The organism is Alkalihalophilus lindianensis, from assembly GCF_032843265.1.
Classification (GTDB): Bacteria; Bacillota; Bacilli; order Bacillales; family Bacillaceae_D; genus Alkalihalophilus; species Alkalihalophilus lindianensis.
Window position 1 is genome coordinate 286,980 of the sequence record NZ_JAWJBA010000003.1, and the last position, 25,860, is coordinate 312,839.

Consider the following 25,860-nt stretch of genomic DNA (forward strand, 5'->3'; position numbering starts at 1 on the left):
AGCATTAGAGGAGGAAAAAAATGATGAAAAATACCAATAGTGAACCACGTTCGCACAACCCGAATCTTGCCACGATCCTTTCAGTTGTGCCTGGTTTAGGGCAATTTTATAATCGCCGTTATGCAAAAGGATCGGCCTTCTTTATTCTCTTTGCAGCCTTCTTTGGCGTATTCTACAACTTTTTGAACATAGGCTTTTGGGGCTTATTCACGTTAGGGACTATTCCACGGGTTGATGATTCAAGATTATTATTGGCGCAAGGAATTATGTCTTTAATTCTCACCACATTTGCCATTTTGTTTTATGTTATCAACATAATCGATGCACGCAAGGATGCAAAGAGAATCCAAAAAGGCTGGGCTGCTCCAAGTTTTCGTGAAGGATTTCGTCATGCCTATGACAAAAGCTTTCCATATCTATTAACTGCACCTGGTTTATTGCTTTTAATTTTCACTGTTGTTTTTCCATTAATGTATATGGTTGGTCTAGCATTTACAAACTACGGATTATATAACGCACCCCCAAGAAATTTATTAGAATGGATTGGGTTTAAGAACTTTATTGATCTTGTTACTGTTCCGATTTGGCGAGATACATTCTTTTCTGTATTATCTTGGACGCTAGTTTGGACATTTGTAGCTACAACCTTGCAAATTATATTAGCTCTGTTTTTAGCTTTACTTGTTAATGATCCTCGTATTAAAGGAAAAAAATTAATTCGTACCGTCTTAATTTTACCTTGGGCAGTACCTGGTTTTGTAACAATCTTAATTTTCTCAGCAATGTTTAATGATAATTTTGGAACGATTAACCGTGATATTATTATCCCATTATTTGGTTCGGGTATTCCGTGGTTAAGTGATCCTTTCTGGGCAAAAACAGCTTTAATTATGATTCAAGTATGGCTAGGGTTCCCATTTGTGTTTGCTTTATTTACCGGTGTCTTAACGAGTATTTCAAGTGATTGGTATGAAGCTGCAGATATGGACGGAGCGAATCGACTTCAAAAGTTTCGTTTTATTACCCTGCCGCATGTATTGTTTGCAACGGCTCCATTACTCATCATGCAGTATTCGTTTAACTTCAATAACTTTAACATTATTTATTTATTTAACCAGGGTGGACCTGCAGTGAGGGGACAAAATGCTGGTGGAACAGATATTTTGATTTCGTGGGTGTACGGTCTTACATTTGAGACGAATCAGTACGGTATGGCTGCTGCGATCTCTATTATTATCGGTATGATGGTAGCTGGATTTGCCTTCTTCCAATTCCGTCGTAGTCGTTCCTTTAAAGAGGAGGGAAGCGTATAATGAACAGTAAATTAAAATCGAACTTAGAAGTAGCTGGTATATACGGGGTTCTGTTAATTATGTTCATCATCATTGGTTATCCATTACTTTGGACGATTGGTTTATCATTGAACCCTGGAACTAGTTTATACGGAGCTAAAATGTTTCCTGAAAATTGGTCATTCACTCACTATGAATGGTTATTTACGAACCCACGTAGTAATTATGTAACGTGGTATAAAAATACATTAATAGTAGCAGTATGTACGTCAGTTTTATCAACTTTTACAGTGGCGCTAGTAGCCTACGCTTTCTCGCGTTATCGCTTTAAGGGCCGCACATACGGACTGTACGCATTCTTGATGTTACAAATGTTTCCAGTGTTAATGGCGATGGTAGCCTTATATATTCTACTTAATACAGTTAACTTATTAGATACGCTTACTGGTTTAATTATCATTTATGTAGGGACTTCGATTCCGATGAATGCCTTCTTAGTAAAAGGCTACTTCGATACGATTCCTAATGAATTAGATGAATCTGCAAAGCTTGATGGGGCAGGGCATTTCCGCATTTTCTTTACGATTATGTTACCACTTGCAAAGCCCATTTTAGCTGTAGTAGCTCTCTTTAACTTTATGACACCGTTTATGGACTTCATTTTGCCAAGGATTATTTTAAGAAGTCCAGAAAACTTTACTTTAGCACTAGGATTATTTAATTTTGTAAATGATCAATTTGCTAATAACTTTACACGTTTTGCCGCTGGTGCGATTTTAATTGCGATTCCAATTGCAACCGTGTTCTTATTATTACAACGTTACCTTGTTACAGGCTTAACATCAGGAGCAACAAAAGGGTAAAACAAGATGCGGTGGGGGGATCCATCGCATTCTCTATGTATCGTTTTAGAATAATCTCATACAAAGCATTGTTCTTGCGTGAGAAGCTAGTTACAATAAGAATAAGAGAAGATGACTGGTAGACTATAAAGGTGGGATTTGATATGGCGGTTACCATCAAGGATGTTGCTAAGCTTGCTAATGTGGCTCCTTCAACCGTTTCTAGAGTAATTGCAAATAGTTCAAGGATTAGTGAACGAACAAAGGAACGTGTAAGAGAAGCAATGGAAGAGCTTGGCTACCATCCGAATTTTAATGCGAGAAGCCTTGTCAATCAACAAACGAATACACTTGGTGTGATTATCCCAAGCTCAGCAAAGATTGCCTTTCAAAACCCATTCTTTCCTGAGGTCATTCGTGGCATTACTTCTAAAGCATATCTTGAAAAATTCGGACTTTATTTATCAACGGGTCAAACAGAAAATGAAATTCTAGAAGAAGTTAGACAGATGGTCCAAAGTCGACGCGTAGATGGCATTCTACTGCTTTATTCAAAAGTTGATGATAAGGTCATTAACTACCTGATTCAACAAGACTTTCCGTTTGTCTTAATTGGCCGACCATATGAAGCTGAAGCTATGAAGGTTAGTTATGTGAATAATGATAATTTAAAAGCTGCAAAAACAGTTACAGAATATTTATTGTTATTAGGCCATGAGCATATTGGATTCATTGGTGGGAATTTAGATTATGTGGTGACAAGAGATCATAAGGAAGGGTATCAACAAGCACTGCATAAAGCAGGGTTTGAATCCAAACAGGAATATATCGTCTACTATGATGAAATACAAGAAGGTGGACAAGAAGCTGTTATTGAATTGATGTCGTTAAAAACGCCACCAACTGCTTTAGTCGTGGCCGATGACTTGATGGCACTTGGAGTGCTTAGAATGTTAGATGAAATGGAGATTTCTGTTCCTGAAGAGATGTCAGTCGTAAGCTTTAATAATGTCATGCTCTCGGAACTATCATCCCCTCCGTTAACTACAGTGGATATTCATATTTATGAATTAGGCTTTCAAGCAACGGATTGCTTAATCAAGAAAATTCATGATCCAAAGCAACCTACAAAAAAGGTTATTGTGCCTCATAAATTCATCAAACGCCAAACTTGTCGTAAGCGTGTTGCGCAGAAGGAAATCAGCTCTTAAGCTGTTCCTTCTTTTTTTATTGTTATAAGGTTTTGAAGTGTTGAATAAGTGGTATATAAGAGGATTCAAATAATGCTTTCATTTAAGTGTTTTATTCAGTATTCTCACAAGGCTATGCTATAATATGACTAAATGTAAACAGGAAGGAATTAGAAAATATGCCTCAAGGTAAAGCATTTCGCGTCGGAATAGGAATTGTATTAATTTTGTTAATCATTTACTTAGGTTCTTTAGTTGACTGGATCTTTAAGCCAATCGTTGTACTGGTTCAAACTCTTTTTGCACCGATTGTTCTAGCGGGTGTATTATTTTATTTACTGCGACCATTTGTGAACCTTCTTTCTAAAAAAATGCCACGTAGTTTATCCATTTTAATCTTGTATTTAACAGCTATAGGGTTAATTACGACTTTAGTCTTAACGGTAGGTCCGGAATTACAGAGTCAATTTACGAGCTTAACAATGAATTGGCCGCAATTTATGAATGAAATTCGTGGCATGATTATTGCCGTTCAAGAAAATGAATACATATCACGTTTCCAGGAAAGTGAAAATTTTTCTCTAGAAGATATAACATCTAGACTTGAGGAATATTTAACTGGACTCATGTCTAGTATTGGTTCGAATGTGGCTAGCTTAATTGGTATTATTGCAAATATTATTATTATCATGATCATCATTCCTTTCATTTTGTTCTACATGCTTAAAGAAGGGGAAAAAGCACCTAATCAAGTTATACGTTTGCTACCTAGAAAGCATCAAAAAGAAGGCGAAAGCATCTTATCAGATATGGATTATGCCTTAAGTTCCTATATACAAGGTCAAATCATCGTTAGTATTTGTGTTGGGATTCTAGTGTATATTGGTTACTTAATTATTGGCATCGAATATCCACTTGTATTAGCGTTAATTGCGATGTTTACAAATGTTATTCCTTTTATTGGTCCATGGATTGGGACGTTTCCGGGTGTCATTGTAGGATTTCTTGATTCCCCCTTTATGGCATTACTCGTAATTATAGTAGTGGTTGTCGTTCAACAAATTGAAAGTAATCTTATTTCTCCACAAGTAATGGGTCGGAAATTGGATATTCATCCATTAACGATTATTTTATTGCTCCTAGTAGCGAGCCGCTTTGCAGGATTACTTGGTTTATTGTTAGCAGTGCCAACGTACGCTGTTGGGAAAGTAATTGTTTTGCATGTATATCGCTTATTCAGATTACGGAATCGCCCAGTGGATTAATAGCACATGAAAGGTATGAGGTGAAAAATGAGTACAGAATTAAATGGAATTAAACAAGTTGGAACAGATGAATTAAAAGCCATGTTAAAGCATGAAGAATCTCCAATCATCATAGATGTTCGTGAGCATGATGAATACGAGGAAAGCCATATAAAGGGAGTACCTCTAGTCCCGATGCATACGATTCCTCAACATTTAGACAACCTTGATCAATCGAAGTCTTACGTGTTTGTTTGTCGTAGTGGGGTTAGAAGCCAAAATGTTGCGTTGTATTTGAAGGATCATGGATTCATGGATGTAAGAAATTACGATGGTGGCATGTTAAGTTGGGACGGAGAGCGTGAGATCGGCCTTGAATGGGTTATCAGGGAAATAAAAGAATTATATCGCTAACTAAGAAGCACTGCGCATATCGGCGCAGTGCTTCTTGATGAGTAATCCTCTTTGTTAAGGACAAACTAAGCTCACCGATTAAAGAAAGGGGGCTTACTAAAATGTGGACGATTTTAATTGTCTTGCTTATTCTTTGGATACTCGGGTTTAGCTTTGAAATTGCGGGAAACTTGATTCACATCCTGCTCGTTATTGCATTAGTACTCTTCATTTTCCGTCTTATCAAGGGTAGGAAGGCATAGTGTACTGATCTGAAGAACTCAGGTATTTCCTGGGTTCTTTATTTTGATTAGCTTGTGAACAAATTGTAAAAAAAGAAGAATGTTGTAGGAAAAAAGGCTCTACTCTAGTAAACTATTGTAAATAGAGAATAATAATAGGAGTTGGGTACATGAAGAGAATGAAATGGTTATTAGCCGCATTCATTATTACTTTTATATACATAGCTAATCCTGTTCATATCGAAGCAACTGAGGAGTCAAAAGTTTGGTTCTATATAGATGGGCAGGAACAAAAGTATGTCGGTGATCCCATCTTGCATAACGGGGAGTGGTGGCTTCCATTACGCCCCGTATTAACAGAAGCTGCTATGTTTAATCCAGAATTAAATGAAGGTTCGATAGATGTGCAAAACATAATGAGAGTGTTAAATGAAGAACGGAGAAGGGCTTTACTTGAGGAGGAGGAAGAGCAACGTGATGAATGGGTAGATCAAACAGAAGAAGAAAAGGAATATGATGAAATTCTCTATTTTTTAGCTCACTTTACTTTAGATTTTATTCAGAACCGTGACGTGATTCGGCTATCAGACGTAGGTACATTGGGTTTTGACCATTATTTCTATGAGGAGCAGCAGGTTATTCATTTAAGTTCCCCTCATTTAATGACGATTGCCAATATTAACCTTGGAGAAAGACGCACTACTGTAAATAGTGTTTTACCAGGTATCCATTGGAACACTGGCTTTGGAGTAAAGGCTGATTATATTGGGTTCTACGGGGATGAAAATCAGTTAACGTATAGAGATCGATATGGGTATGACCGTGTTGAGAAGGCATATGATATTCAAATCGAGATAATCGAGGATAGATTATCCCATATTTTTGTAACTGACTCTGCCTATGAGACTTCAAAAGGAATAAAAGTAGGAGATCGCATGAATGAAGCAATTCGAGCATACGGAAATCAATTTATACGTGAGTCAATTGATGGCAAGCAAGTCGTTATATACGAGGTGGAACTGGGGTCGATATGGTTCATTATAGATGCTGATCAAACAATTGAAAGAATCGGTTTTTGGGATCATCATTTACGTGGATTCGGAGAAATAGAGACAGCAGAGAATGTAACGAATGAACACCCCTCTGCTGAATAATGAATTTAAAGATGATCTGGTTCTTTTGAAGCAGCATGTTTTCCATGACGAGCATTTTCTTCTGCTTGTCTATTTTTCTGAGCATTAATGGCATTTGAATCTTTTTTCTTCTTATTTGCATCACCGGTATGTGACATCATCTCACCCGCTTTCTTAGTTTGAAATTAGTATGTGCAATTTCAACAAAAACATGAATGATGTTTATAATATCGTTATAAGGGAAAACATACACTAACGATTTAGAAAAGGTGGGAGATCATTTTATGAAGAAGCGAACTTTAGTAGCAACTTTAGTAGCAGGTGTAGCAAGTGCAACAACTGTATTGCTGAGAGATGAAGAAAGAAGAGAGAAAGCGAAACGTCAATTCAAGCAAATGTATACGAAAGTGACTAATCAAAGAGCTGAAGAATCACCTGGTCAACCACAAGTCAAAGCAGGACACCCTGACCCTTATGATATAGAAGATAATGAAATGGTCAATGAAGGAGCGCTAACCAGCGTCCAAAAATACAATGAAAAACAACAAAATCAATAAATCAATAAATCAATAAATCAATAAATCAAGAAATCAATATAAAGTCACCAATTTTGGTGGCTTTTTGTTTGTCTAACCTCTTTGAAGGGCAAGGTGGTAGAAAAGGAAACTAAGCTTAAATGTATATAGGATGAAATGTATTGGTAGGGGTGCTATAATTATGAAATCAATTTTAGAAGGAGTTTGATCGCATTGATTACAGTACAAAATGAAACCTTTCGAAACATTCCTACGTTACATGTAGTGAAGGCGAACCAAAAGCAAAACAACGAACTTCCAACGGTCTTTTTCCTTCATGGGTATACAAGTGCAAAAGAACATAATCTACCAATTGCTTATTTGTTAGCTGAAAAAGGCTTTAGAGTAATCTTGCCCGATGCTATCCATCATGGTGAAAGAGAAGGAAGCATACAGGGCAAAAAAAGAGATGCCCTATTTTGGAACATCGTCCTACAATCTATTCAAGAAATTGAATATTTAAAAGAAGAGCTAAAAGAAAGATCGCTCATTCATAAAGAGCGTATAGGGATAAGTGGTACATCAATGGGCGCGATCACGACCTACGGAGCCCTGTCTCAGTATAACTGGATTGATGCAGCTGTTGCTTACATGGGGACCGCTTACTTTCAATCATTCGTAAACGTACAAATTCAGATGCTAGAGGATGCAGGATATCCTTTAGATAAAGATGTGGTAAATAAAACATTACAAAAGCTTCAATCGGTTGATTTGTCACAACGGTTCGAGTCTTTAAATGAACGTCCTCTATTTATTTGGCATGGTGAACAAGATGAGGTAGTACCTTTTGAGTATTCGAATACTCTCTATAAAGATTTGCAACACTATTACAAAGCGCAACCTGAAAATTTAAAGTTTCTAAGTGAGCCTAAAACAGCCCATAAAGTGTCGAGGGTTGCTACGTTAGCAGGGGTTAATTGGTTTTCAGAGCACCTTTTAACAGAACAGGTAAAGGCGACAGTATGGTGATTGAATGATAAATGAATTTAAAAAACTCACAGTCATTATTGTTTCGGCTTTTTTACTTTCGGTTTCATTGAACTTCTTCCTTATTCCAGCGAGTGTATTCGCTAGTGGTTTTACTGGCGTTTCTCAGTTGCTTGCGACACTTTTACCTCTTTCTACCGGTGTGATCTTATTTCTATTAAACGTACCAGTCGCCATTGTTGGTTGGTTGAAGATCGGAAAAAGTTTTACCGTTTATAGTTTCTTAAATGTTGCATTTACGACATTTTTCCTGGAAATTGTTCCTGTTACTAATTACTCTTCAGACATTTTACTTAATGCTGTTTTTGGGGGCGTGATTGCAGCGATTGGTGCTGGGATTACATTAAAAGTAGGGGCATCTACTGGTGGAATAGATATTATTGTATTGATATTATCAAGGCTTAGCGATCGTCCTGTTGGAATCTATTTCTTTTTATTAAATGGAATTATTGTGATTGCTTCAGGATTTTTATTTGATCCTGAAAAAGCGTTGTATACATTAGTTACTCTGTATGTAACTTCGCGAGTCATAGATGCCATTCATACTCGTCATGTGAAACTGACTGCGATGATTGTAACGAAAAAGCCTGAAGAATTACGACAAGCTATCCATGAAAAGATCACTCGAGGAATTACGAGATTACCGGCTAAAGGAGGATACTTGGCCGATGAGAAAGAAGTTCTTATGACGGTGATCACAAGATATGAACTTTACGACTTAAAACATGTTATCGATTCGGTAGACCCTGAAGCATTTACGAATATCGTAGAAACGGCAGGAATATATGGGTTGTTCCGGAAAGAGTAAGGTAAAGGGGGAAGAAGATGAAGAAATTATTTTTTATACTTTTTATAGGTAGTCTGATTGGTCTAGTAGGTTGCGGTCAAACAGTCACAAGTCCAACTACGGAATCGGGTGAAGGAGAAGATGCTACAGTGAATAAAGAATGGGTGGTAGAGGCTGAAGCCGAGCAAAAGGACAAGGACATTATTGTAACGATCCATATTACGAATCAAATGGAAGAAGCAGTGACCTTGGATTTTACTTCAGGACAGAAGTATGAAATTGTCGTAGTCAATGAAGAGGGGTCTGAAGTTTATCGTTTTTCTAACGAGATGATGTTTACAATGGCATTAACCTCGGAATCATTTGAGGTGGGGGAAACGAAGACATACCAAGAAACAATTAATGCCGACGGTTGGTCGACGGGTAACTACACTTTTTATGTAGATGTCACAGCTGCAGCTATCAATGGAGAAGAAACATCTGGAGATGAACAGCTTAAAGCTCAAACTGAACTAACGATTGAATAAGAAAAGAGGACTAAGCAATTTTTGCTTAGTCCTCTTTTTATCTATCTTTTAAGCATGTAGGCCCGTGGAGAAAAGGTTCTCGCTTTTCTTATTATCCCCACTTTTTTTGGGCAGTATGTTGGAGGCTTTGTTTCATTTTTAACCATGTATCTGTTTGGTTTTCAGTTTGTTCTTTATTAATTGAGTGTTCTCTAGGAAGTAAGGGTGGTTTTTTCGCTTTTCCATTCCAGTAACTTTTAAAAGGTTCCTCTAATTTAGTTAACATGAAACTTTGGCTCCTTTATTTAGCTGTCGTGAGTTGAATTAATTCAACGATCTCCTCGTTGGTTAGTTCAGTAACCTGGTTTTCCCCTGCTTGAAGTACTTGATCTGCTAGGGCTTGTTTCTGTGTTAGCATTCGGTCAATTCTTTCTTCAAGTGTACCTGTTGTCATTAATTTATGAACAGTTACATTTTTAGTTTGTCCGATTCTAAATGCCCGGTCAGTTGCTTGATTCTCAACAGCAGGATTCCACCAACGGTCGTAATGAATAACATGATTGGCAGCAGTTAAGTTCAATCCGACTCCTCCAGCTTTTAATGATAAGACAAAGGCCGTTACATTCGGATCTTGTTGAAATCTTTCAATAGCCTCTTGGCGTTTTGGTCTAGTCAAGCTTCCATGAAGAAAGGGAACCTCTTTATAATAGCGGCGTTTTAATTCTTCTGTTATGTGGCGACCCATTTCTTTGTATTGAGAGAAAATAAGGACTTTCTCATTCTTTTGATGGATTTGATCAATTAAGTCAAAAAGCTCATCCCATTTTTTTGAGTCATGTTGGTGAACATCATCTGTTTTTAGAAATTGAGCTGGGTGATTACAGATCTGTTTCAATTTCGTCAGACTTTTTAATATTAAGGCTCGTCTTTCAAGTTGCGATACTTGTGTAAGCTTTGAAAGAATATCATCAACGACTGCTTGATAAAGTGCTGCTTGCTCAACCGACAAACTTACTTTATGAACCAGCTCGTGTTTTTCTGGTAATCCTAATTGCAGTACCTCATCTGATTTCTTCCTTCTAAGGATAAAGGGATAAATTAGCTGCTGTAACCTCTTTAGGCGATCTTGATCTTGATCACGTTCAATAGGCTTTATAAAGGAGTCTTGAAAATGTCTGAATGACCCTAAAAAAGAAGGGTTTAAAACATCTATTAAAGACCAGAGTTCTTTTAAGCGATTTTCAATGGGTGTCCCTGTTAATGCTAATCGATGCGTTGCCTTAATCTTTTTGATCGCACGTCTTTGTTTCGTATCGACATTTTTGATATGTTGAGCTTCATCTAAAACGAGTCCATTCCATGATACTTGTCCTAAAAGCTCCACATCTCTTACTGCTAATTGGTAAGAAGTTAAAATAATATCCCATTCAAAGTAGGAAGAGTCTTCTAAATCAGATAAGCGAGATTGCCCATGATGCACAAATACACGTGCTTCAGGAGCAAATTTTTCACACTCTTGCAGCCAATTATAAATGAGAGAGGTCGGACAAATTAATAAAAAGGGCTTACGCTGAGACTTAGGTTGACTCTCTAGTGTATGAAGCATATAAGCAATAGTTTGAATAGATTTACCTAAACCCATGTCGTCAGCTAAACAGCCACCAAATCCAGTCCTTCTTAATTGGGCAATCCATGAAACACCTTGATGCTGGTAAGGGCGTAATTCACCTTTTAATAATTCTGGAAGAGGGACGAGAGGTGGTACTTGATTGTATAAGGTCTCTAAAGATTTTTGAAGTGTTTCTCCCCAAGTGACATCCCATTCAATATCAAGTTCTTCTAGATCTAGATCCTCTGCTTCTTGATCCAGTTTAAGTGCTTCAAAGTAGGTTGCTTCATTTAAATGGTTCTGCAAATAGGATTGAAGTTTTGTCGCCAATTTCGGGTCCCAACTAATCCATTCCCCATTGGCATATATAAATGGTTTACTCCCTTTAACAAATTGCTCGAATTGTTCGGCGCTTAGCGTTGAATCACCAATGGCAACTTCATATGTGAATGAGGCTAAACTTTGCCAATCTAATAATGGTTCGCTTGAAATCGTTTGATTGATCCCTTCCATCTTTAAATCGACTCTCATCTTTTTCTTTTCTTTCAACCATTTAGGTACAATGAGGTGAAAGCCGATTGATTTTAATAAAGGGTGGTGAGAAGTGAAAAGTTCATAGGCATATTCAGCTTCGAGTTGAATGGTTGGTGAGGAGACAGTTAATTTTTCAAGTACAGGAAGACGCTGTCTCAGTTCTTCGATGTCTTTTTTTAGTTGACTAATTGGATTGCTCCTCCAAGGGTGTTCGCCACGTTCTAATTCCTTCATCTCAATGATTTGACTAGGAGAATGACGATCAACCACACACAAAGCGATACTCCATTTGCCATTTTCAGTATCTGGCTCTAAAAGGGCAATTGCTGATTTGAAAGGTTCCACTTTGACTGTGCCAAGGCGCTGACCAAAAGCTTGATCGGATAAGTGGATTTTTGTATTTTCGGAATGGGCCAGTGCCTGAATAGATGGTTTAAGATCTTCGTCGACAGTGTCTACCCACTCTTGGTGAATACGCTTTGATTCAGGATCATTAAGTAGCGATCGAACGGCTGCATCACTAACTTGGTCAATCACATATATCAATTCATCTCTTGTCGTATACGTACTTGTTTTTGATTGGATGTAAGCTGTTGTCGGTCTCAATGAGAAACTTACAGTAGGAAGTGCCTTTAGCCACTCATTCAAACGAAAAGAATTCAATTTCCATTCTCCATTTGGCTTTGGTTGTATGTCCCCTCTTATAATAGAGGCTTTAATATCTTCAAATATTTCTAACCAATAGATAAAGTCCTCAGATAGCTCGATATCCTCTTGTGATTTCCATGAAGAGAATAGCTCCCATTGACTGATGACTTCATTAATGGTTAGGACGACACCTTCAATTGGAAATGAGTAAGTTTTCATCTGTTCTTGAGCTTGATAAATAGTCATTTTTCCTACAGGTGAGACAAACTCACGTTGACTTAGTGGAACATCTATTACTGCTTTTTCCATATCAACAAATGTTCCATAAAAACTAGTTGGATCATGTCTGAATAAAGCAAGCTTTAATTCAAAAGCAGGTACAAGAAAAGGATATTGGAAGCTGACAATTTGATCAAACTTGGAACGATAAAGCTTCTCTGCCCAAAGGAAAAAACGTCCTTCAAGCCAACCGCAATGTAACATGATTCGTTTATTCAATCGCTTTCAACTCCTCAACAAAAGCTCGATACGTACGGTATTGTTTTTTCATTTTAGCTAGGTAATGGAAGAATCGTTCACGCTCATCTAATTGATCATACACTGTTTTTAGAATACGAATGGAGGCGACTGCAGCCTCGTAGTGAACCCGTGATTTTTTTTCCACTAATCTTACGACAAACTGGTGATGAATTGGTTTTGCAAGACTAGGGTGATGGTCTTCAATTTGCTTTAATAGCTTTTTCTTTTCCTGATGAAGCCGTAGTGGATCATGTTCGTGAATAAGGAAATAATTAGCTGCTTCCTCGTACCTCTTATATTCGTTTAGAATTCGTATATATGTAAGAGTCGATTCTGATTGATGAAGCGTTTTTTTCAGTTCCTCTGTTAATTCATCAATTAATGCCTGCTGTTCTTCAGCTGGTACATGAGTTAGTAGTGACTGGAAACGTTGAAAGCTAGGTGATAATAACCACCGTTTCCAAATGGCATTTAATTCATGAGTTGATTGACGCAAAGAGGCTTGCATTTCATCGGCTATTCCTTGTAAAGACCCGTACCCTCTTTCTCCACGATTAGGGAATAAGAACGTTAACCATTGTTGAATGGTTTGCCAGCGTTGCCGTTTTTTTAAACAAAGAAAATGAGGCGTGACTTCTTGCTGACTAACAGGAATCTCTTTTTGTAAGAGAGCAAGAGCCTTGTCCTCTTTTCCTATTAACAATTGGATATAACTGTATGAGATTTTCGTTGATCTAGCATAATCTTGTTTTTGAAATGCTTCTTCTAAAAATTCATTCATTTTTTCTAGTTGCCTTGGTGGAACGATATCTGCTAATTTTTGTACTAAATAAGGCCAGGGAGATTTTGTTAGATATGCATCGTATACATAATAGAAGAGAACCTGTTCTAGTATTTGGTTATACTCTTTACTCTCTGGGTCTAATCCTTTAATAAGATCAGTGATTTCGTCTAACAAAGAAGAGAAAAATTGAGAGAAACGTCTTTCATATTCGTCATGTGTATTAAATTGAATAGCTAATGATAAGATCCCTTTAATATAAACAAGTACTTGTTTAATGTGAGTTGTGTGAGTTGGATGACCAATATGTTCTTTAGTATCCATCACAATTTGTTCAATTTGACTCTTGGTGAAATATCTCGATGTGACGAGCTTTTTATAGGTGGAAATCACCTGTTGCTCCAATTCTTTTTCTAATTGAGTTTCTGTATGTTTTGGAAAGTGGTTCACCCATCTTCACCCCATTTCATTCTAATGAGCATTCTTTTATTGTATCGCTTTAGACAACAGAATGAAAGGGAAGAGGGGAGGAAGGTGAAGGAGTTAGAAGAATATGGTTAATGTCATCAAAATAAGGATGCTACTTAAAACAACAATAATTAAATTAGCACCAAGATATGCAACTAGAATGGCAGTGAGGGCACCAATTAAACTGAAATAGACATTCTCATGGGCAGTTAAAATCCCTGGGAAGATAAGTGCACCTAGTGCTGCATATGGTACATTTCTTAGAACCGCTTGAAGCCACGAAGGAAGTGGAAGGGTATCCATGAAAGTAAGTGGGAGCATTCGCGGGATATATGTAACAATAGCCATGCCTGCTATTAATAGAAACATTGTAGGTGACATTTATGAATCTCCTTTCTGAGGGAGAATATATTCAACCGCAAGTGAGGCGAATAGAGTAGCTAAAATAATGGACCACCCACTCGGTAGCATAATGGAAAATAAGCTATTTAAAACAGCGGCACTAGAAGCTAAGATAACGACTTTCCTTTGTTTTTTTAAGGATGGCATTAACAGAGCAATGAACATTGCATACAAAGCAATCGCCATACCTTGTTGAAGGGAATCAGGCAGAGCAGAACCTACCACGTAACCGACACCCGTATTAAGAACCCAACTAAAATAAGCCATAATAGCTACACCGAAAATAAACCCTGTTTTTACTCTCCCTTCCTGGGTTGACGTGACCGCAAAAACTTCATCCGTTAATCCAAAAGAGTAGCAGGCTTTTATTACAGGGTGAGCATCTTCTACCCGTTCATTCACCGAAGCGCTCATTAGTAAATGCCGGATATTTACAATAAATGTTGTAAAGATAATTTCAAAAGCCCCCGTGCCAATTGCTAGTAAATTTAGGGCCATGTACTGAGCCGCGCCAGCGAATACAAACATACTCATAGCCATAGCTTCTATAAAAGTTAAACCAGTACCTTTTGCTAACAACCCAAACGTAATAGCTGCGGGTAAATACCCAATTGCTATACTTGATCCAGCTAGAAGTCCGCGTGAAAATTCAGTTTTTTGATGAGTTAGTACAGTTGAAGCCATTGTAATCTCCCCTATTTAAGAATTGTCATGGTACACTTATTACAAGATGACATCTTAAATTCGTATGTAATAATATATTATTGTATGCTATAAGATACAAATACACAAGGAGTTTTTAAATGGAAAAAGAACAATTATCAAAGTTAATCGGAGCCAGACTCAAATCATTAAGAGCCGATCGTGGCTATAGTCTTGATCAATTATCTAAATTAACAGGAGTAAGTAAACCGATGCTTGGCCAAATAGAAAGAGGAGAGTCAAATCCAACTGTCGGGACTTTGTGGAAGGTCGCAAAGGGCTTGAACGTTTCATTTACTTCCTTTCTAGAGGAGGAAGAAGAGGATGTTACGGTTGTGAAACGAGAAGAGATCGAACCATTAACCGGTCATGATGAAGGATTTAGTGTGTATCCACTTTTCCCTAAGCCTTTGGATAAACCATTTGAGTTATTTTCATTTACATTAGCTCCTGGTTATACCTATTGTTCAGATCCTCACCAAAAAGGGGTAGAGGAGTATTTAATCGTGGAAGAAGGAAACTTAGAATTACTAGTTGGGAAAAATTGTTACCAATTATCAAAAGGACAAGCTATTCATTTTAGAGCAGATGATATTCATAAGTATAAAAATCTAGAACATGAAAAAAGCTGTATTGTAACAATGATGATTTATTACCCAACACAATAAAAAAATAAAAAGGGAGTGAGCCCGATGTGGGAATTGTTACTTGTCATGCTAGAGCGACTTGGAATTATCGTTACAGTTGCCTTTTTGGTTACTCGCTTTCGTTTTGTACGTAATATTATTGAAGAGAAAAATGTTTCTACCATTCAGCGTGTTAATTTTATTTTGATGTTTGGTTTGTTTGGCATTATCGGGACATATACAGGGTTAACGATTAACGCAGAAGAAGGCGTCTATTCAAGATGGACTCTTTCTTTAGCGGATGATGAGGCGATTGCGAATGCTCGTGTCATTGGCATTGTTATTGCCGGGCTTTTAGGTGGATGGAAAGTAGGGGTTGGTGCAGGGTTAATTGCTGGTATACACCGTTACACTCTAGGTGGATTTTCAGCCCTAGCTTGTGGAATTTCTACTGTCTTAGCTGGTTTAATCGCAGGCTATTTTTTTAAGAAGTACCGTAGGCGTCGAGTGGTCTCATGGCAGCTTGCCTTATCGATAGGGATGTTAGCTGAAACGGTTCAGATGCTGATTATTTTAGTCATTGCCAGACCATTTACTGATGCTTGGGCACTCGTATCGAGTATTGGTGTACCAATGATTATTGCTAATGGAATAGGTACTGCTATTTTCATTCTTATAATCCGAAACGTCATCAATGAAGAAGAACGGATGGGCAAATTTCAAGCTGAACGTTCCTTTAGATTAGCCAATCAAACTTTAAAATATATGAGGAAAGGTTTGTCTAGTGAATCAGCAAAAGCGACATGTTCTATTTTATATAAAGAAATAGATGTTGCAGCCGTATCTATAACGAATCACAACACAGTGTTAGGATACGTAGGAAGCGAGAAGGGAAATGAAGATAAGGCAATTAAAACACTTGCTACAAAAGAAGTGCTTCAAACGGGTGAATTAAAACTAGCTAATGAGTCTGATATGATTGGTCTTCACGTAGAACAGCCACTTCGAGCGGCTATTATAGCCCCGCTAATTCAAAATAATAAACCGATTGGAACGTTGAAGCTCTATTTCCAATCAGAAAAAGAGAGAACACCGACTACTGTCGAGCTTGCAAAAGGGTTAGCTGAATTATTAAGCGAGCAACTTCAATTAGCCTATGTCGATGATCAACTGGAGCTAGCGAAACAAGCAGAAATCAATGCTCTTCAAGCCCAAGTTAATCCACATTTTTTATTCAACGCATTAAATACAATCGTTTCGTTAATTCGAACAGATCCAAATAAAGCAAGAAAATTACTCATCTCACTTTCACGCTTCTTTAGGCAAAATTTAACAGGTATACAAGCTAGGGAAGCAACAATTGAAGAGGAGTTAAATCATGTAAAGGCTTATTTGCAAATTGAACAAGCTAGATTCAGTGATCGATTACATATTCAATATGAAATAGATGATAAGGTGCTTGGATTTCTTGTTCCGACAATGACATTACAACCGATCGTTGAAAATGCCATGAAGCATGGGTTAAAAGATAAGATAGGCAGAGGCGAAATAACGATTAAGATAAAGAAGAACGCTGGTCAAGTATGTATGAGTGTAGAAGATAATGGAGTTGGAATAAGTAATGTAAGACAAAGCGAGTTATTAGAAGAACCTGTTCAATCAAAAACTGGTACAGGGATAGGCCTTTTTAATTTAAATAAAAGACTTGAAATGATGTATCAAGATCAATTTGACATTAAGATAGACAGTGAGGAAGAGAGAGGAACTGTGTTTACTATATGTTTGAAACATATGGTCAGAAAAGAGGTACGTATATGAAAGAAATTAAAACAATCATAATAGATGATGAACCTCATAGTCGAGATGAACTACATCATCTACTTAGTGAACATAAAGATATCAATGTGGTCGCAATGTGTGAAGAAGCCCAATCAGGCCTATTAGCCATTATGGATAAAGAACCAGATTTGGTGTTCTTAGATATCGACATGCCTAAAACAAATGGACTTGAATTAGCCTCTTCGCTTTCAAAATTAAAAAAGAAGCCTAAGGTTGTATTCGCTACAGCTCATGAACATTACGCTGCCAAAGCCTTTCGTGTCCAGGCTTTCGATTATTTGCTGAAGCCATTTGATGAGGATGAATTAAGTGGAACTCTTAAACGTTACCGAGAGCAATGTCTATCAAGTACAAAGGATAAAGAGCCTACTAGTAAGATGCTTACTCGTCTTGCTATAGATGAGAATGATAAGATCCATTATATTGATCCCCTTTCTATTTTATATATGGCAAGAGAAGAGCGGGAAACCGTTATTCGTACGAAGGATAAAGAATACCGAATAAGAACGGCTTTAAAAGAATTAAAACAGAAGTTAGCAGGATATCCATTTGTTCAAACGCATAAAAGTTACATCATCAACATCGCTGAAATAGATGGCTTAATTCCATGGTTTAACGGTGCTTATCAAGTGAAGCTAAAGGGAATAAAGGATGAGGTTCCTGCTAGTAGAACTTATGTGAAGACATTAAGGGAGCAATTAGAGTTATAGGAGGATTCTGAAAGTTAATAAACTTTTTAGCCAGAAGAATGCATCTTAAAATTAATAAAAAGCATGTCAGTCCTATATTTCGACATGTTAAACCGCTTACACTCCGTTTCTTGTGCCAAGCTGATACAATAGTCACAAGAAAACCTAAAGAGGTGAGCAGAAATGATAACGTTTGCAATATCAATTATTCTTTTAATTATAGGTTATTTCACATATGGAAAGTTTGTTGAACGGGTATTCGGAGTTAAAGAAGAGCGACCAACACCCGCATACTCACAGCAAGACGGTGTCGATTATGTACCGATGGGCACAAAACGAAATTCACTGATTCAATTGTTGAACATCGCTGGGGTTGGGCCGATTTTCGGACCAATAATGGGTGCTCTTTATGGGCCTGTAGCGTTTTTGTGGATTGTACTTGGTGCCATTTTTGCCGGGGCTGTACATGATTATTTAACAGGAATGATATCTATACGTAATAAGGGAGCGCATTTGCCTGAACTTGCAGGGAAATTCCTCGGAAAAGCAATGAAGCATATTGTGAATGTATTCTCTGTATTACTTCTATTACTAGTTGGAACCGTTTTTGTAAGCGCTCCAGCCTCATTAATTGATAGTATTGCTCCTGGCTGGGTAACACTAGGAATGATTATTGCGGCCATCTTTATCTACTATGTCATTGCAACGATGCTTCCAATCGATAAAGTGATTGGGCGCGTGTATCCAATCTTAGGCGCATTACTTTTAATCAGTGCTTTAGGTATTGGTGGAAGTTTAATTGTCACTGGCGCACCCATTCCTGAATTGACGTTAACAAACATGCATCCAGAAGGATTGATGATTTTTCCTTTATTATTCTTAACGATTTCATGTGGTGCATTATCTGGTTTCCATGCAACACAATCACCGATCATTTCTCGTACTACAATGCGTGAGAAAAATGGACGTAGCATTTTTTATGGAATGATGATAACTGAAGCAATTATTGCGATGATTTGGGCTGCAGCTGCTATGAGCTTATTTCACGGAACAGATTTAAGTGCATTACTTGCAGCAGGTGGTCCAGGGGCAGTTGTAACGGAAGTTTCTATTACGATGCTTGGAGCAATAGGAGGGACTTTAGCCATAATTGGTGTCATTGTTCTACCAATTACTTCAGGAGATACAGCTTTCCGTAGCGCTCGAATGATTATTGCAGATTACTTTAAAATTGGTCAGAAGAAAGTGATGAACAGATTTTATATTGCACTTCCTATGTTTGCAATTTCAATGTATTTAACGACGATTAACTTTGATATTTTATGGCGTTACTTCTCATGGGCTAATCAGTCTACAGCAATGATTGCCTTATGGGTTGGTGCAATGTATTTAATTTTAGCTCGTAAATTGCATTGGATTGCCAGTATCCCAGCGGCGTTTATGACAATGGTAACGTTAACTTACATTGCGAATGCACAGATTGGATTTGGGTTATCAATAGAAGTTTCTTACATTGTCGCAGCAATTGGTACAGCTGTTGTTATTGTACTGTTTGCCATAACTGCTAAAAAGCGTCTTTCGATGAATTTAGAGATTGATGAAGTAGTTGAGAATCATCATTCAGCGGCATAATTAAATGATGAGTTCCCGAAAAAATGCAAGCACTCAATCGAGATGTGCTTGCTTTTTTCGTTGCTTAGTGGCAACGGATTAAATTTTAGGAGGATGCTTACAATAATTGTTCTACTTGTTTTCGTCTTTGGAGAAGTTTTTTAAGCCTTCTTTTATGAGATTCTATTTGCGAATCATCTTGGTCAAGTAATGCCTCGTGAAGTTCCATTAATACATAATCAATCTCTAAATTCATCATATTAAAAATAGTTTTAGGCTCAAGGGATTTTCCATCATCTTTGTATTGAATCATAGATCCATTTCGATTCATCATTACTTTTTCACTCCCATCAATTTCAATCATAGATTCAATGTCACCGGCTTGATACGACGTAATGTAGAGAGGACCTTCAGTTACACGTTTGACAATAGCGTTTCCACGTTCACGTTGAAGTAATTTCTCAAGAGCACTGGCTAGGACATCATCATAAATGTGAAGACACTCGGCAGAAAGCGTGAGAAATTCTGTGTTGCGAATGAAAGGAAGTTCATGAACGGAGTCCTCAAGTTCAATCAACAGATAGATCGTCTTAGAATCGTATCGCCAAAACAGTGAATAGTGGTGACTCATCATTCTTTTAATAAATTGATGGAGTGCTGGCTTAGTTAGCTCAATGTATACATCTGAAAATTCAACATCAACAAACGCTTCTCTCATTATTGTCCACACTCCTTCGCGAGCTTGCGGTAACCAATTTTTAAGGTTGCTACATCATATGTTGAATAGTCAGAAAAAAGAAGCAATTAGCCCAGTTTCTCCATAAATGGGCGTAGGTGAAAATACAAAAAAACTGATAGGAGTCATCCTCCTATCAGTCTAAAATCGAAACCCATATCGTTTTGAAATAATGTCATAAAAACCTAGTGAATTATAGAGAGCTTTTGTAGCTTCATTGTTGATGCCGGTCTCAAGTTCGATCCCTTTAATCTTCTCTTGCTCAGCCCAGTAAATAATTTTGAGAAGTAATTTTTTGGCGATACCTTGATTCCGGTGTTCTTTGTGCACATATAAATCGTTTAACCATATATAATGTCCGCCCTTATCCATGCTAATCCCGACATTAAAAAAAGCTGCGCCAACAAGCATATGATTTTTTTCAGCAACAAAGATATGAGCTTGTGAGCCATCTTTTAAAGCTAGTTTGATAGAAGACAAAAGTTGTTCATAAGGATTAGGTGCCCACATTGATTCCATTTGTCCCATTAATAAGTCAGCAATCCGATGTTGCAATTCATCATCTGCATCTTTTGATATTTCATAAACCTTAACCATGATCCGCTCCCCCTGCACATTAATACGTGTTTGACCACTATAGCGTAACATAAAAAAAAGAAGGAGAATAGTAGATAGATAGTTGGTTGATTGCGTTAATTAAAAAAAAGAGCACTAATTGAGTGCTCTTCTTTCACTAGGTGATCATCTATTCAAATTGACCCATAGTGGTCAGGTTATGAAGCTGGGATTGCATCTGACCAAGTTGTTCCTGTTCGGCTGTACTTGAGTGGTGGAAAGCTGAATTTAATGCATTTTTCGCTCGTTGAATTTCTTTTTGAACGGCTTCTCTTTGAATATCTGTCTCAGCAGCAAGCGCAAGCAATTCTGCTCTGGCCACTGCTTCACGCGCTTCTTGATAGAGCATGTTCCCCATTAGCGATCACCTCGCTGCTGGTTTCTTTCCTGTGATTGCTCTTTGGATTTCATGCTTGTTAAACCTTCAGTTTCATTTGCAGGTTGTACAGCATCCTTACCTTGTTGAATTGCTCGTTTTGAGCGTGAATGTTTACTCATAACTATCTCTCCTTTGGCCATAAGAATTCTGTCATAACTTGTCCAAAGAAGGCGTTATTCATGCAATTTATTATAGATTTAATGCCTCTTCTAAATATAAGGCAATACCATCTTCTTCATTTGATTTCGTAGTTGTATTAGCTAACCTCTTTAACTGGTCGATTCCATTTTCCATGGCTACACCTTGACCAGCAAATTCAATCATTTCAAAGTCATTATCCTCATCACCAAATGCGATGATTTTTTCACGTGGGATTCCGTAAAATTCTGATACTTTCTTCAGGCCTACAGCTTTATTCATTCCAGCTTTAACAATCTCAATCACATTCCAAGGAGCGCCCCATGTACGTTGGTCGATCACTTCGGCGTGAGCATCTTTTATCAGGTTACGTAATTGTTTTTCATTTGAAGCATCAGGATGAATTAAAATGGCAGTAGGATCGTCCTGGAGGATATGTAGTAAATTCCCGTGATCGACTGGACTTGTTCCTGCTGTAAATGTGTCGACAAAGACTTTATCGAAATAGCGTAAATAGTAATCATCAATGATTTCTACCATAATATTACTCACATTAAATGCTTCACATGTTTCAATAACAGTTTTGGCTGTTTTTAAATCGAGTGGTGAGTGGTGCGTACCGAAACTAGTGTCATGTGGGTGGTGGACAAAAGCCCCATTAAAATTCACCATTGCAGTATCAAGATTTAATTCTCTATAATATTGCATACTTGCACGGTAAGGGCGACCTGTAGAGATCACAACGATATGACCTGCTTGTCTTGCTTTTTTAATTACTTCTTTTGATCGTGGTGAGATCGTCTTTTTGTCTGTTAATAAAGTTCCATCAAGATCTAGAGCTATTAAGTGTTTATTTGTCATTATTTTATCTCCTTACTTATCTTTAATAGGTAACAAAATGTCCTTATTCCTCCAAAAAAAAGATCGTCTTTCTATGATATAGTAATCATGTATACAGTACATGCTGTTACTAAATACATTAAAACTCCATAAAGGAGGAAGCACGCGATGGAAGTATTATTTGAGAGCTTTGGTTTTCGTGCACTTTGGACACCAGAGTTGATCATCGTTCTTCTAGTAGTTGGCGCCATTTATACTTATATTGTAACTAAAGGGCGTGTTCACTTTAAAGATGCTGCACCAGTGGCATTAAGGAAAAAAATATATTTCATCCTCGGGCTAGTTGCCTTATATATAGGGTGGGGAAGTCCATTATATGTGGCAGGTCATATTATGATTACATTTCATATGACTCAAATGGTATTTGCTTACTTTGTAGCAGTACCGCTATTCCTTTTAGGCACGCCTAAATGGATATTTACAGCCATTATTGATAAGTTTAAGCACACAATGCTTGGTCCCATGTTTAAAGTAGTATGGAGTCCTATTATGGCTTTATTCTTATTTAATGGACTGTTCTCATTGTATCATGTCCCATTTATGTTTGACACGTTGATGCAATCGGAGCTTTTGCACAGTTTATATCAACAATTCTTATTTGTAGCAGCTACACTTATGTGGTGGCATATGCTTGCACCGGTCCCGTCCACATCTCAGCTATCCGATTTAAGAAGGATTGGCTATATCTTTGCAAATGGAATTCTAATTACACCAGCTTGTGCATTAATTATTTTTGCCCCAGAGCCGCTATATCAAACCTATACAAACCCAGCAGTATGGGCCTCAGTTATGGCCTATTGCCTACCTGCAGGAGCGGAGGTTCCTATGTCCATCTTTAGTGGGCCTAATTCTTTTGCTTTCCTCGAGACAAGAATGGATCAGCAATTAGCGGGTGTATTAATGAAAATCATGCAAGAGATAACGTATGGGATTACAATTGGTTATGTGTTTAAGCAGTGGTTACAAAAAGAGAAACAACAAGATGGTGCATTAACAATTAGTGATATTCCTGTTCCAAAAACTTAAGCTAGAAAGAGGATTAAAATGAAAAAGTGGATTGTAGCAGTAATGAGTATGATTTTACTATCAGGATGTGGTTGGTTATACGAAATGGGAGGGAGTTCAGAATATGACATTTCTGAAGCGAACCTAGAAGTTCCACCATTTGAATTTACAAACCAAGAAAATGAACCTTTTGGAAAAGAAGATCTTGAAGGGGACTATTGGCTAGCGAATATGATTTTTACCCAATGTCCTTCTGTGTGTCCAACAATGACACCGAATATGCAACGATTACAAGATGCTATGCTTGAAGAAGGGGTTGAAATGAAATTTATTTCCTTTACTGTAGACCCTGAGCAAGATACACCAGAAGTTCTTCATCAATATGGAACAAATGTAGGTGCAAACTTTAATTACTGGAATTTCTTAACAGGATATCATCAAGATGAGATAGCAGAGCTAGCTAAAGAAGCATTTGCCACAATTGTGGCCGATGTAGAGAATAGTGATGATATTACGCACAGTACCAGGTTTTATTTAGTAGATCCGGATGGTGTAGTTATTCGACAATATGATGGCATGCAGAGTGATCAATCGGATATCATTGATGACATGAAATCAGCAGTGAACTAATCAAATTATTTGACGGTTGTTCATTCTTTTCATACACTTTTAGCAGGTCCTTTAATGGAGGTGAAAGAAATGAAAAAATGGCTTCACCACCGCACCTATTTAGTGATCCTTAGTGCCGTATTTATTTTAATTGCGCTTTCTGCATGTGGAACAAATGAACCAGGTGGGGCGAATGATGGTCTAACACTTGTCAATGAAGATAATCAAGAGATCCAGTTGACGAATAAAGATCGTGCGACAATCTTATTCCACTTTACTGAAGTTGGTTGAGGAATTTGTCAGCAGCAACTGGTTCAGTTGCAGGAAAATATTCACTTGTTTGATGATATCGATGCAGATCTATATGCGATAAGTGTTGATAGTCCAAGTAATCATAAGCAACTAAAAGAAGCAGGCGCATTCACATATTCTTTCTTAACAGATTCTTCTTTAGAAGTGTTAGATCATGTGAATATGAAGAATGATCAAATCTCTTATCGAGGTGTAAGTATTCTCGATAAAGATGGTGCGTATGTGTATCACGAAATTAACGATTTATGGGGCGAGCAGATTGAAGAAACATCTGCAAAGATTCATGAACAGATTAAAGAATTAAATGATTGAGAATAGACGCGATGACTAATCGCGTTTTTTTGTGCTTATTTTTCTATTTCTACCTCATCAGAAATAGGAAATGGGTAAAAATTTAGATAAATTAAAAATAAAATAAAAATACAGTTGAATTTATTTTTATTCATATTTATAATGGGTAACAAGATAAAATTGCGTGAAGCGGAAATGGAGAGAATGGATTGTGAAGATTGGAATTATAGGTGCTACGGGGTATGGTGGAGCAGATTTACTTCGCTTACTTTGGCAACACCCAAAAGTCAGTGAAATCATCACGTATACATCCTCACAGCAAGATTTGCATATTCATGAATCGTATCCACACTTAATATCGATTTATGAACAAAAATTAGAAGAATTGAACGCAGATAAAATTGCAGAGGATGTCGATGTTGTTTTTCTTGCTACTCCTCCAGGCGTATCCAGTGAATTGTCAGCGACACTTGCTAGGAGCGGAGCACAAGTGATTGATTTATCAGGAGATTTGCGTTTAGCTAATCCTGCTATTTATGAAGCGTGGTACAAACGCCGAAGTGCTCCAGTCGAATTATTAAATAAAGCGGTATACGGTTTAACGGAGTTGAATCGAGATCAGATTAGGCAGGCAAAGATTATTTCGAATCCGGGCTGTTACCCTACGGCAACGTTACTGGGATTAGCTCCTTTGATCAAAGCACAATTAGTTGAACCAGAATCCATCATTATTGATGCAAAATCTGGAACATCTGGTGCAGGGAGATCTCCATCGTTAATGACACATTTTAGTGAGATGAATGAAAATTTTAAAGCGTATCAAGTGAACACTCATAAACATGTTCCTGAAATTGAACAAGTATTGCATTCATGGAATGAACAGATTGACACGGTAACGTTTCAACCCCACTTAGTGCCGATGGTTCGAGGGATTATGGCTACGATTTACGCCAAATCTACTAAACCGCTTACTGAAGATTATTTACGTAAACTCTATCAAACTAGTTATCAAGAAGACAGGTTTGTACGAATAAGACCGAGTGGCTTGTATCCAGCTACGAAAGAAGTTTATGGTAGTAATTTCTGTGATATTGGCATCACATATGATGAAAGAACAGGGCGTATAACCATCGTTTCTGTGATCGACAATGTGGTAAAAGGTGCATCAGGTCAAGCAATACAAAATTGGAACGTGATGAATGGTTGGGATGAGTCAACAGGATTGAATGTGGCACCAACCTATCCATAAAAAGAGG

The 25,860-nt window shown here is 37.5% G+C and carries 31 protein-coding genes; 20 read left to right on the top strand and 11 right to left on the bottom strand.

Features of this window, described 5'->3' with window-relative positions:
• Window positions 1–23 precede the first annotated feature (23 nt).
• The 7 genes from RYX56_RS11435 (at window position 24) to RYX56_RS11465 (ending at window position 6,357) form a co-directional block, all read left to right on the top strand.
• On the top strand, window positions 24–1,313 hold the full coding sequence (locus RYX56_RS11435; RefSeq protein ID WP_317122384.1) for a sugar ABC transporter permease: 1,290 nt from the start codon (window positions 24–26) through the stop codon (window positions 1,311–1,313).
• Window positions 1,313–2,155 (top strand): sugar ABC transporter permease, encoded by an 843-nt coding sequence (locus RYX56_RS11440; RefSeq protein ID WP_317122181.1) that lies wholly within the window; start codon window positions 1,313–1,315, stop codon window positions 2,153–2,155. Before RYX56_RS11435 ends, RYX56_RS11440 begins: the two co-directional genes overlap by 1 nt.
• 143 nt (window positions 2,156–2,298) lie before the next feature.
• Window positions 2,299–3,345, top strand: coding sequence for a LacI family DNA-binding transcriptional regulator (locus RYX56_RS11445; RefSeq protein WP_317122182.1), 1,047 nt, complete (start codon window positions 2,299–2,301; stop codon window positions 3,343–3,345).
• A 158-nt stretch (window positions 3,346–3,503) separates the two neighbouring features.
• Complete coding sequence (locus RYX56_RS11450) at window positions 3,504–4,589, top strand: AI-2E family transporter (RefSeq protein WP_317122183.1); 1,086 nt, start codon at window positions 3,504–3,506, stop codon at window positions 4,587–4,589.
• A 27-nt stretch (window positions 4,590–4,616) separates the two neighbouring features.
• Window positions 4,617–4,982 carry a rhodanese-like domain-containing protein gene (locus RYX56_RS11455; protein ID WP_317122184.1) on the top strand — a complete coding sequence of 122 codons (366 nt, stop codon included), beginning with the start codon at window positions 4,617–4,619 and terminating at the stop codon, window positions 4,980–4,982.
• 101 nt (window positions 4,983–5,083) lie between these two features.
• Window positions 5,084–5,224: a lmo0937 family membrane protein gene (locus RYX56_RS11460; RefSeq protein ID WP_317122185.1), complete on the top strand. Its 141-nt coding sequence runs from the start codon at window positions 5,084–5,086 to the stop codon at window positions 5,222–5,224.
• A gap of 149 nt (window positions 5,225–5,373) precedes the next feature.
• Complete coding sequence (locus RYX56_RS11465) at window positions 5,374–6,357, top strand: hypothetical protein (RefSeq protein ID WP_317122186.1); 984 nt, start codon at window positions 5,374–5,376, stop codon at window positions 6,355–6,357.
• 5 nt (window positions 6,358–6,362) lie between these two features.
• Here RYX56_RS11465 and RYX56_RS11470 read toward each other — a convergent pair whose 3' ends face one another.
• Complete coding sequence (locus RYX56_RS11470) at window positions 6,363–6,497, bottom strand: DUF3941 domain-containing protein (protein ID WP_317122187.1); 135 nt, start codon at window positions 6,495–6,497, stop codon at window positions 6,363–6,365.
• A 123-nt stretch (window positions 6,498–6,620) separates the two neighbouring features.
• On the opposite strand from RYX56_RS11470, the gene RYX56_RS11475 reads away from it, so the two are divergent.
• The 4 genes from RYX56_RS11475 to RYX56_RS11490 all read left to right on the top strand — a co-directional run bounded on the left by RYX56_RS11475 (window position 6,621) and on the right by RYX56_RS11490 (window position 9,212).
• Window positions 6,621–6,893, top strand: a complete 273-nt coding sequence (locus RYX56_RS11475) for a YbyB family protein (RefSeq protein WP_317122188.1) — start codon at window positions 6,621–6,623, stop codon at window positions 6,891–6,893.
• Window positions 6,894–7,085: 192 nt separating this feature from the next.
• Window positions 7,086–7,880 (top strand): esterase, encoded by a 795-nt coding sequence (gene yjfP, locus RYX56_RS11480; RefSeq protein ID WP_317122189.1) that lies wholly within the window; start codon window positions 7,086–7,088, stop codon window positions 7,878–7,880.
• A 4-nt stretch (window positions 7,881–7,884) separates the two neighbouring features.
• Window positions 7,885–8,706 carry a YitT family protein gene (locus RYX56_RS11485; protein WP_317122190.1) on the top strand — a complete coding sequence of 274 codons (822 nt, stop codon included), beginning with the start codon at window positions 7,885–7,887 and terminating at the stop codon, window positions 8,704–8,706.
• Between the two features lie 17 nt (window positions 8,707–8,723).
• Window positions 8,724–9,212, top strand: coding sequence for a BsuPI-related putative proteinase inhibitor (locus RYX56_RS11490; RefSeq protein ID WP_317122191.1), 489 nt, complete (start codon window positions 8,724–8,726; stop codon window positions 9,210–9,212).
• 91 nt (window positions 9,213–9,303) lie between these two features.
• Here the strand turns inward: RYX56_RS11490 and RYX56_RS11495 are convergent, their stop codons facing one another.
• The 5 genes from RYX56_RS11495 to RYX56_RS11515 form a co-directional block, all read right to left on the bottom strand.
• On the bottom strand, window positions 9,304–9,477 hold the full coding sequence (locus RYX56_RS11495) for a hypothetical protein (protein ID WP_317122192.1): 174 nt from the start codon (window positions 9,475–9,477) through the stop codon (window positions 9,304–9,306).
• A 15-nt stretch (window positions 9,478–9,492) separates the two neighbouring features.
• Window positions 9,493–12,480, bottom strand: a complete 2,988-nt coding sequence (locus RYX56_RS11500) for a DEAD/DEAH box helicase (protein ID WP_317122193.1) — start codon at window positions 12,478–12,480, stop codon at window positions 9,493–9,495.
• Complete coding sequence (locus tag RYX56_RS11505; protein WP_317122194.1) at window positions 12,473–13,732, bottom strand: hypothetical protein; 1,260 nt, start codon at window positions 13,730–13,732, stop codon at window positions 12,473–12,475. The genes RYX56_RS11500 and RYX56_RS11505 overlap by 8 nt, the downstream gene beginning before the upstream one ends.
• A 93-nt stretch (window positions 13,733–13,825) precedes the next feature.
• On the bottom strand, window positions 13,826–14,131 hold the full coding sequence (locus RYX56_RS11510) for an AzlD domain-containing protein (RefSeq protein WP_317122195.1): 306 nt from the start codon (window positions 14,129–14,131) through the stop codon (window positions 13,826–13,828).
• Window positions 14,132–14,836: an AzlC family ABC transporter permease gene (locus RYX56_RS11515; RefSeq protein ID WP_317122196.1), complete on the bottom strand. Its 705-nt coding sequence runs from the start codon at window positions 14,834–14,836 to the stop codon at window positions 14,132–14,134.
• A gap of 119 nt (window positions 14,837–14,955) precedes the next feature.
• Here RYX56_RS11515 and RYX56_RS11520 point away from each other — a divergent pair, with 119 nt between their 5' ends.
• The 4 genes from RYX56_RS11520 to RYX56_RS11535 all read left to right on the top strand — a co-directional run bounded on the left by RYX56_RS11520 (window position 14,956) and on the right by RYX56_RS11535 (window position 19,640).
• Window positions 14,956–15,522: a helix-turn-helix domain-containing protein gene (locus RYX56_RS11520; protein ID WP_317122197.1), complete on the top strand. Its 567-nt coding sequence runs from the start codon at window positions 14,956–14,958 to the stop codon at window positions 15,520–15,522.
• 24 nt (window positions 15,523–15,546) lie between these two features.
• On the top strand, window positions 15,547–17,298 hold the full coding sequence (locus RYX56_RS11525) for a LytS/YhcK type 5TM receptor domain-containing protein (protein WP_317122198.1): 1,752 nt from the start codon (window positions 15,547–15,549) through the stop codon (window positions 17,296–17,298).
• Window positions 17,295–18,029 carry a LytR/AlgR family response regulator transcription factor gene (locus RYX56_RS11530; RefSeq protein WP_317122199.1) on the top strand — a complete coding sequence of 245 codons (735 nt, stop codon included), beginning with the start codon at window positions 17,295–17,297 and terminating at the stop codon, window positions 18,027–18,029. The genes RYX56_RS11525 and RYX56_RS11530 overlap by 4 nt, the downstream gene beginning before the upstream one ends.
• A gap of 162 nt (window positions 18,030–18,191) precedes the next feature.
• A complete protein-coding gene (locus RYX56_RS11535) occupies window positions 18,192–19,640 on the top strand; it encodes a carbon starvation CstA family protein (RefSeq protein WP_317122200.1) in 1,449 nt (482 codons plus the stop codon).
• A 97-nt stretch (window positions 19,641–19,737) separates the two neighbouring features.
• Here the strand turns inward: RYX56_RS11535 and RYX56_RS11540 are convergent, their stop codons facing one another.
• The 5 genes from RYX56_RS11540 to RYX56_RS11560 all read right to left on the bottom strand — a co-directional run bounded on the left by RYX56_RS11540 (window position 19,738) and on the right by RYX56_RS11560 (window position 22,348).
• Window positions 19,738–20,337: a YkzI domain-containing protein gene (locus RYX56_RS11540; RefSeq protein ID WP_317122201.1), complete on the bottom strand. Its 600-nt coding sequence runs from the start codon at window positions 20,335–20,337 to the stop codon at window positions 19,738–19,740.
• A gap of 159 nt (window positions 20,338–20,496) precedes the next feature.
• Window positions 20,497–20,952 (bottom strand): GNAT family N-acetyltransferase, encoded by a 456-nt coding sequence (locus RYX56_RS11545; RefSeq protein ID WP_317122202.1) that lies wholly within the window; start codon window positions 20,950–20,952, stop codon window positions 20,497–20,499.
• Window positions 20,953–21,100: 148 nt separating this feature from the next.
• A complete protein-coding gene (locus RYX56_RS11550; protein ID WP_317122203.1) occupies window positions 21,101–21,328 on the bottom strand; it encodes a DUF3813 domain-containing protein in 228 nt (75 codons plus the stop codon).
• Window positions 21,328–21,468 carry a hypothetical protein gene (locus RYX56_RS11555; RefSeq protein WP_317122204.1) on the bottom strand — a complete coding sequence of 47 codons (141 nt, stop codon included), beginning with the start codon at window positions 21,466–21,468 and terminating at the stop codon, window positions 21,328–21,330. The genes RYX56_RS11550 and RYX56_RS11555 overlap by 1 nt, the downstream gene beginning before the upstream one ends.
• 70 nt (window positions 21,469–21,538) lie before the next feature.
• Complete coding sequence (locus RYX56_RS11560) at window positions 21,539–22,348, bottom strand: Cof-type HAD-IIB family hydrolase (RefSeq protein ID WP_317122205.1); 810 nt, start codon at window positions 22,346–22,348, stop codon at window positions 21,539–21,541.
• 147 nt (window positions 22,349–22,495) lie between these two features.
• Between RYX56_RS11560 and ctaG the strand changes: the two genes are divergently transcribed.
• The 5 genes from ctaG (at window position 22,496) to argC (ending at window position 25,853) form a co-directional block, all read left to right on the top strand.
• Window positions 22,496–23,413, top strand: coding sequence for a cytochrome c oxidase assembly factor CtaG (gene ctaG / locus RYX56_RS11565; RefSeq protein ID WP_317122206.1), 918 nt, complete (start codon window positions 22,496–22,498; stop codon window positions 23,411–23,413).
• Window positions 23,414–23,431: 18 nt separating this feature from the next.
• Window positions 23,432–24,022, top strand: a complete 591-nt coding sequence (locus RYX56_RS11570) for an SCO family protein (protein WP_317122207.1) — start codon at window positions 23,432–23,434, stop codon at window positions 24,020–24,022.
• Between the two features lie 69 nt (window positions 24,023–24,091).
• On the top strand, window positions 24,092–24,292 hold the full coding sequence (locus RYX56_RS11575; RefSeq protein WP_317122208.1) for a hypothetical protein: 201 nt from the start codon (window positions 24,092–24,094) through the stop codon (window positions 24,290–24,292).
• A 3-nt stretch (window positions 24,293–24,295) separates the two neighbouring features.
• A complete protein-coding gene (locus tag RYX56_RS11580; protein WP_317122385.1) occupies window positions 24,296–24,625 on the top strand; it encodes a redoxin domain-containing protein in 330 nt (109 codons plus the stop codon).
• Between the two features lie 190 nt (window positions 24,626–24,815).
• Window positions 24,816–25,853 (top strand): N-acetyl-gamma-glutamyl-phosphate reductase, encoded by a 1,038-nt coding sequence (gene argC / locus RYX56_RS11585; RefSeq protein ID WP_317122209.1) that lies wholly within the window; start codon window positions 24,816–24,818, stop codon window positions 25,851–25,853.
• Window positions 25,854–25,860 lie beyond the last annotated feature (7 nt).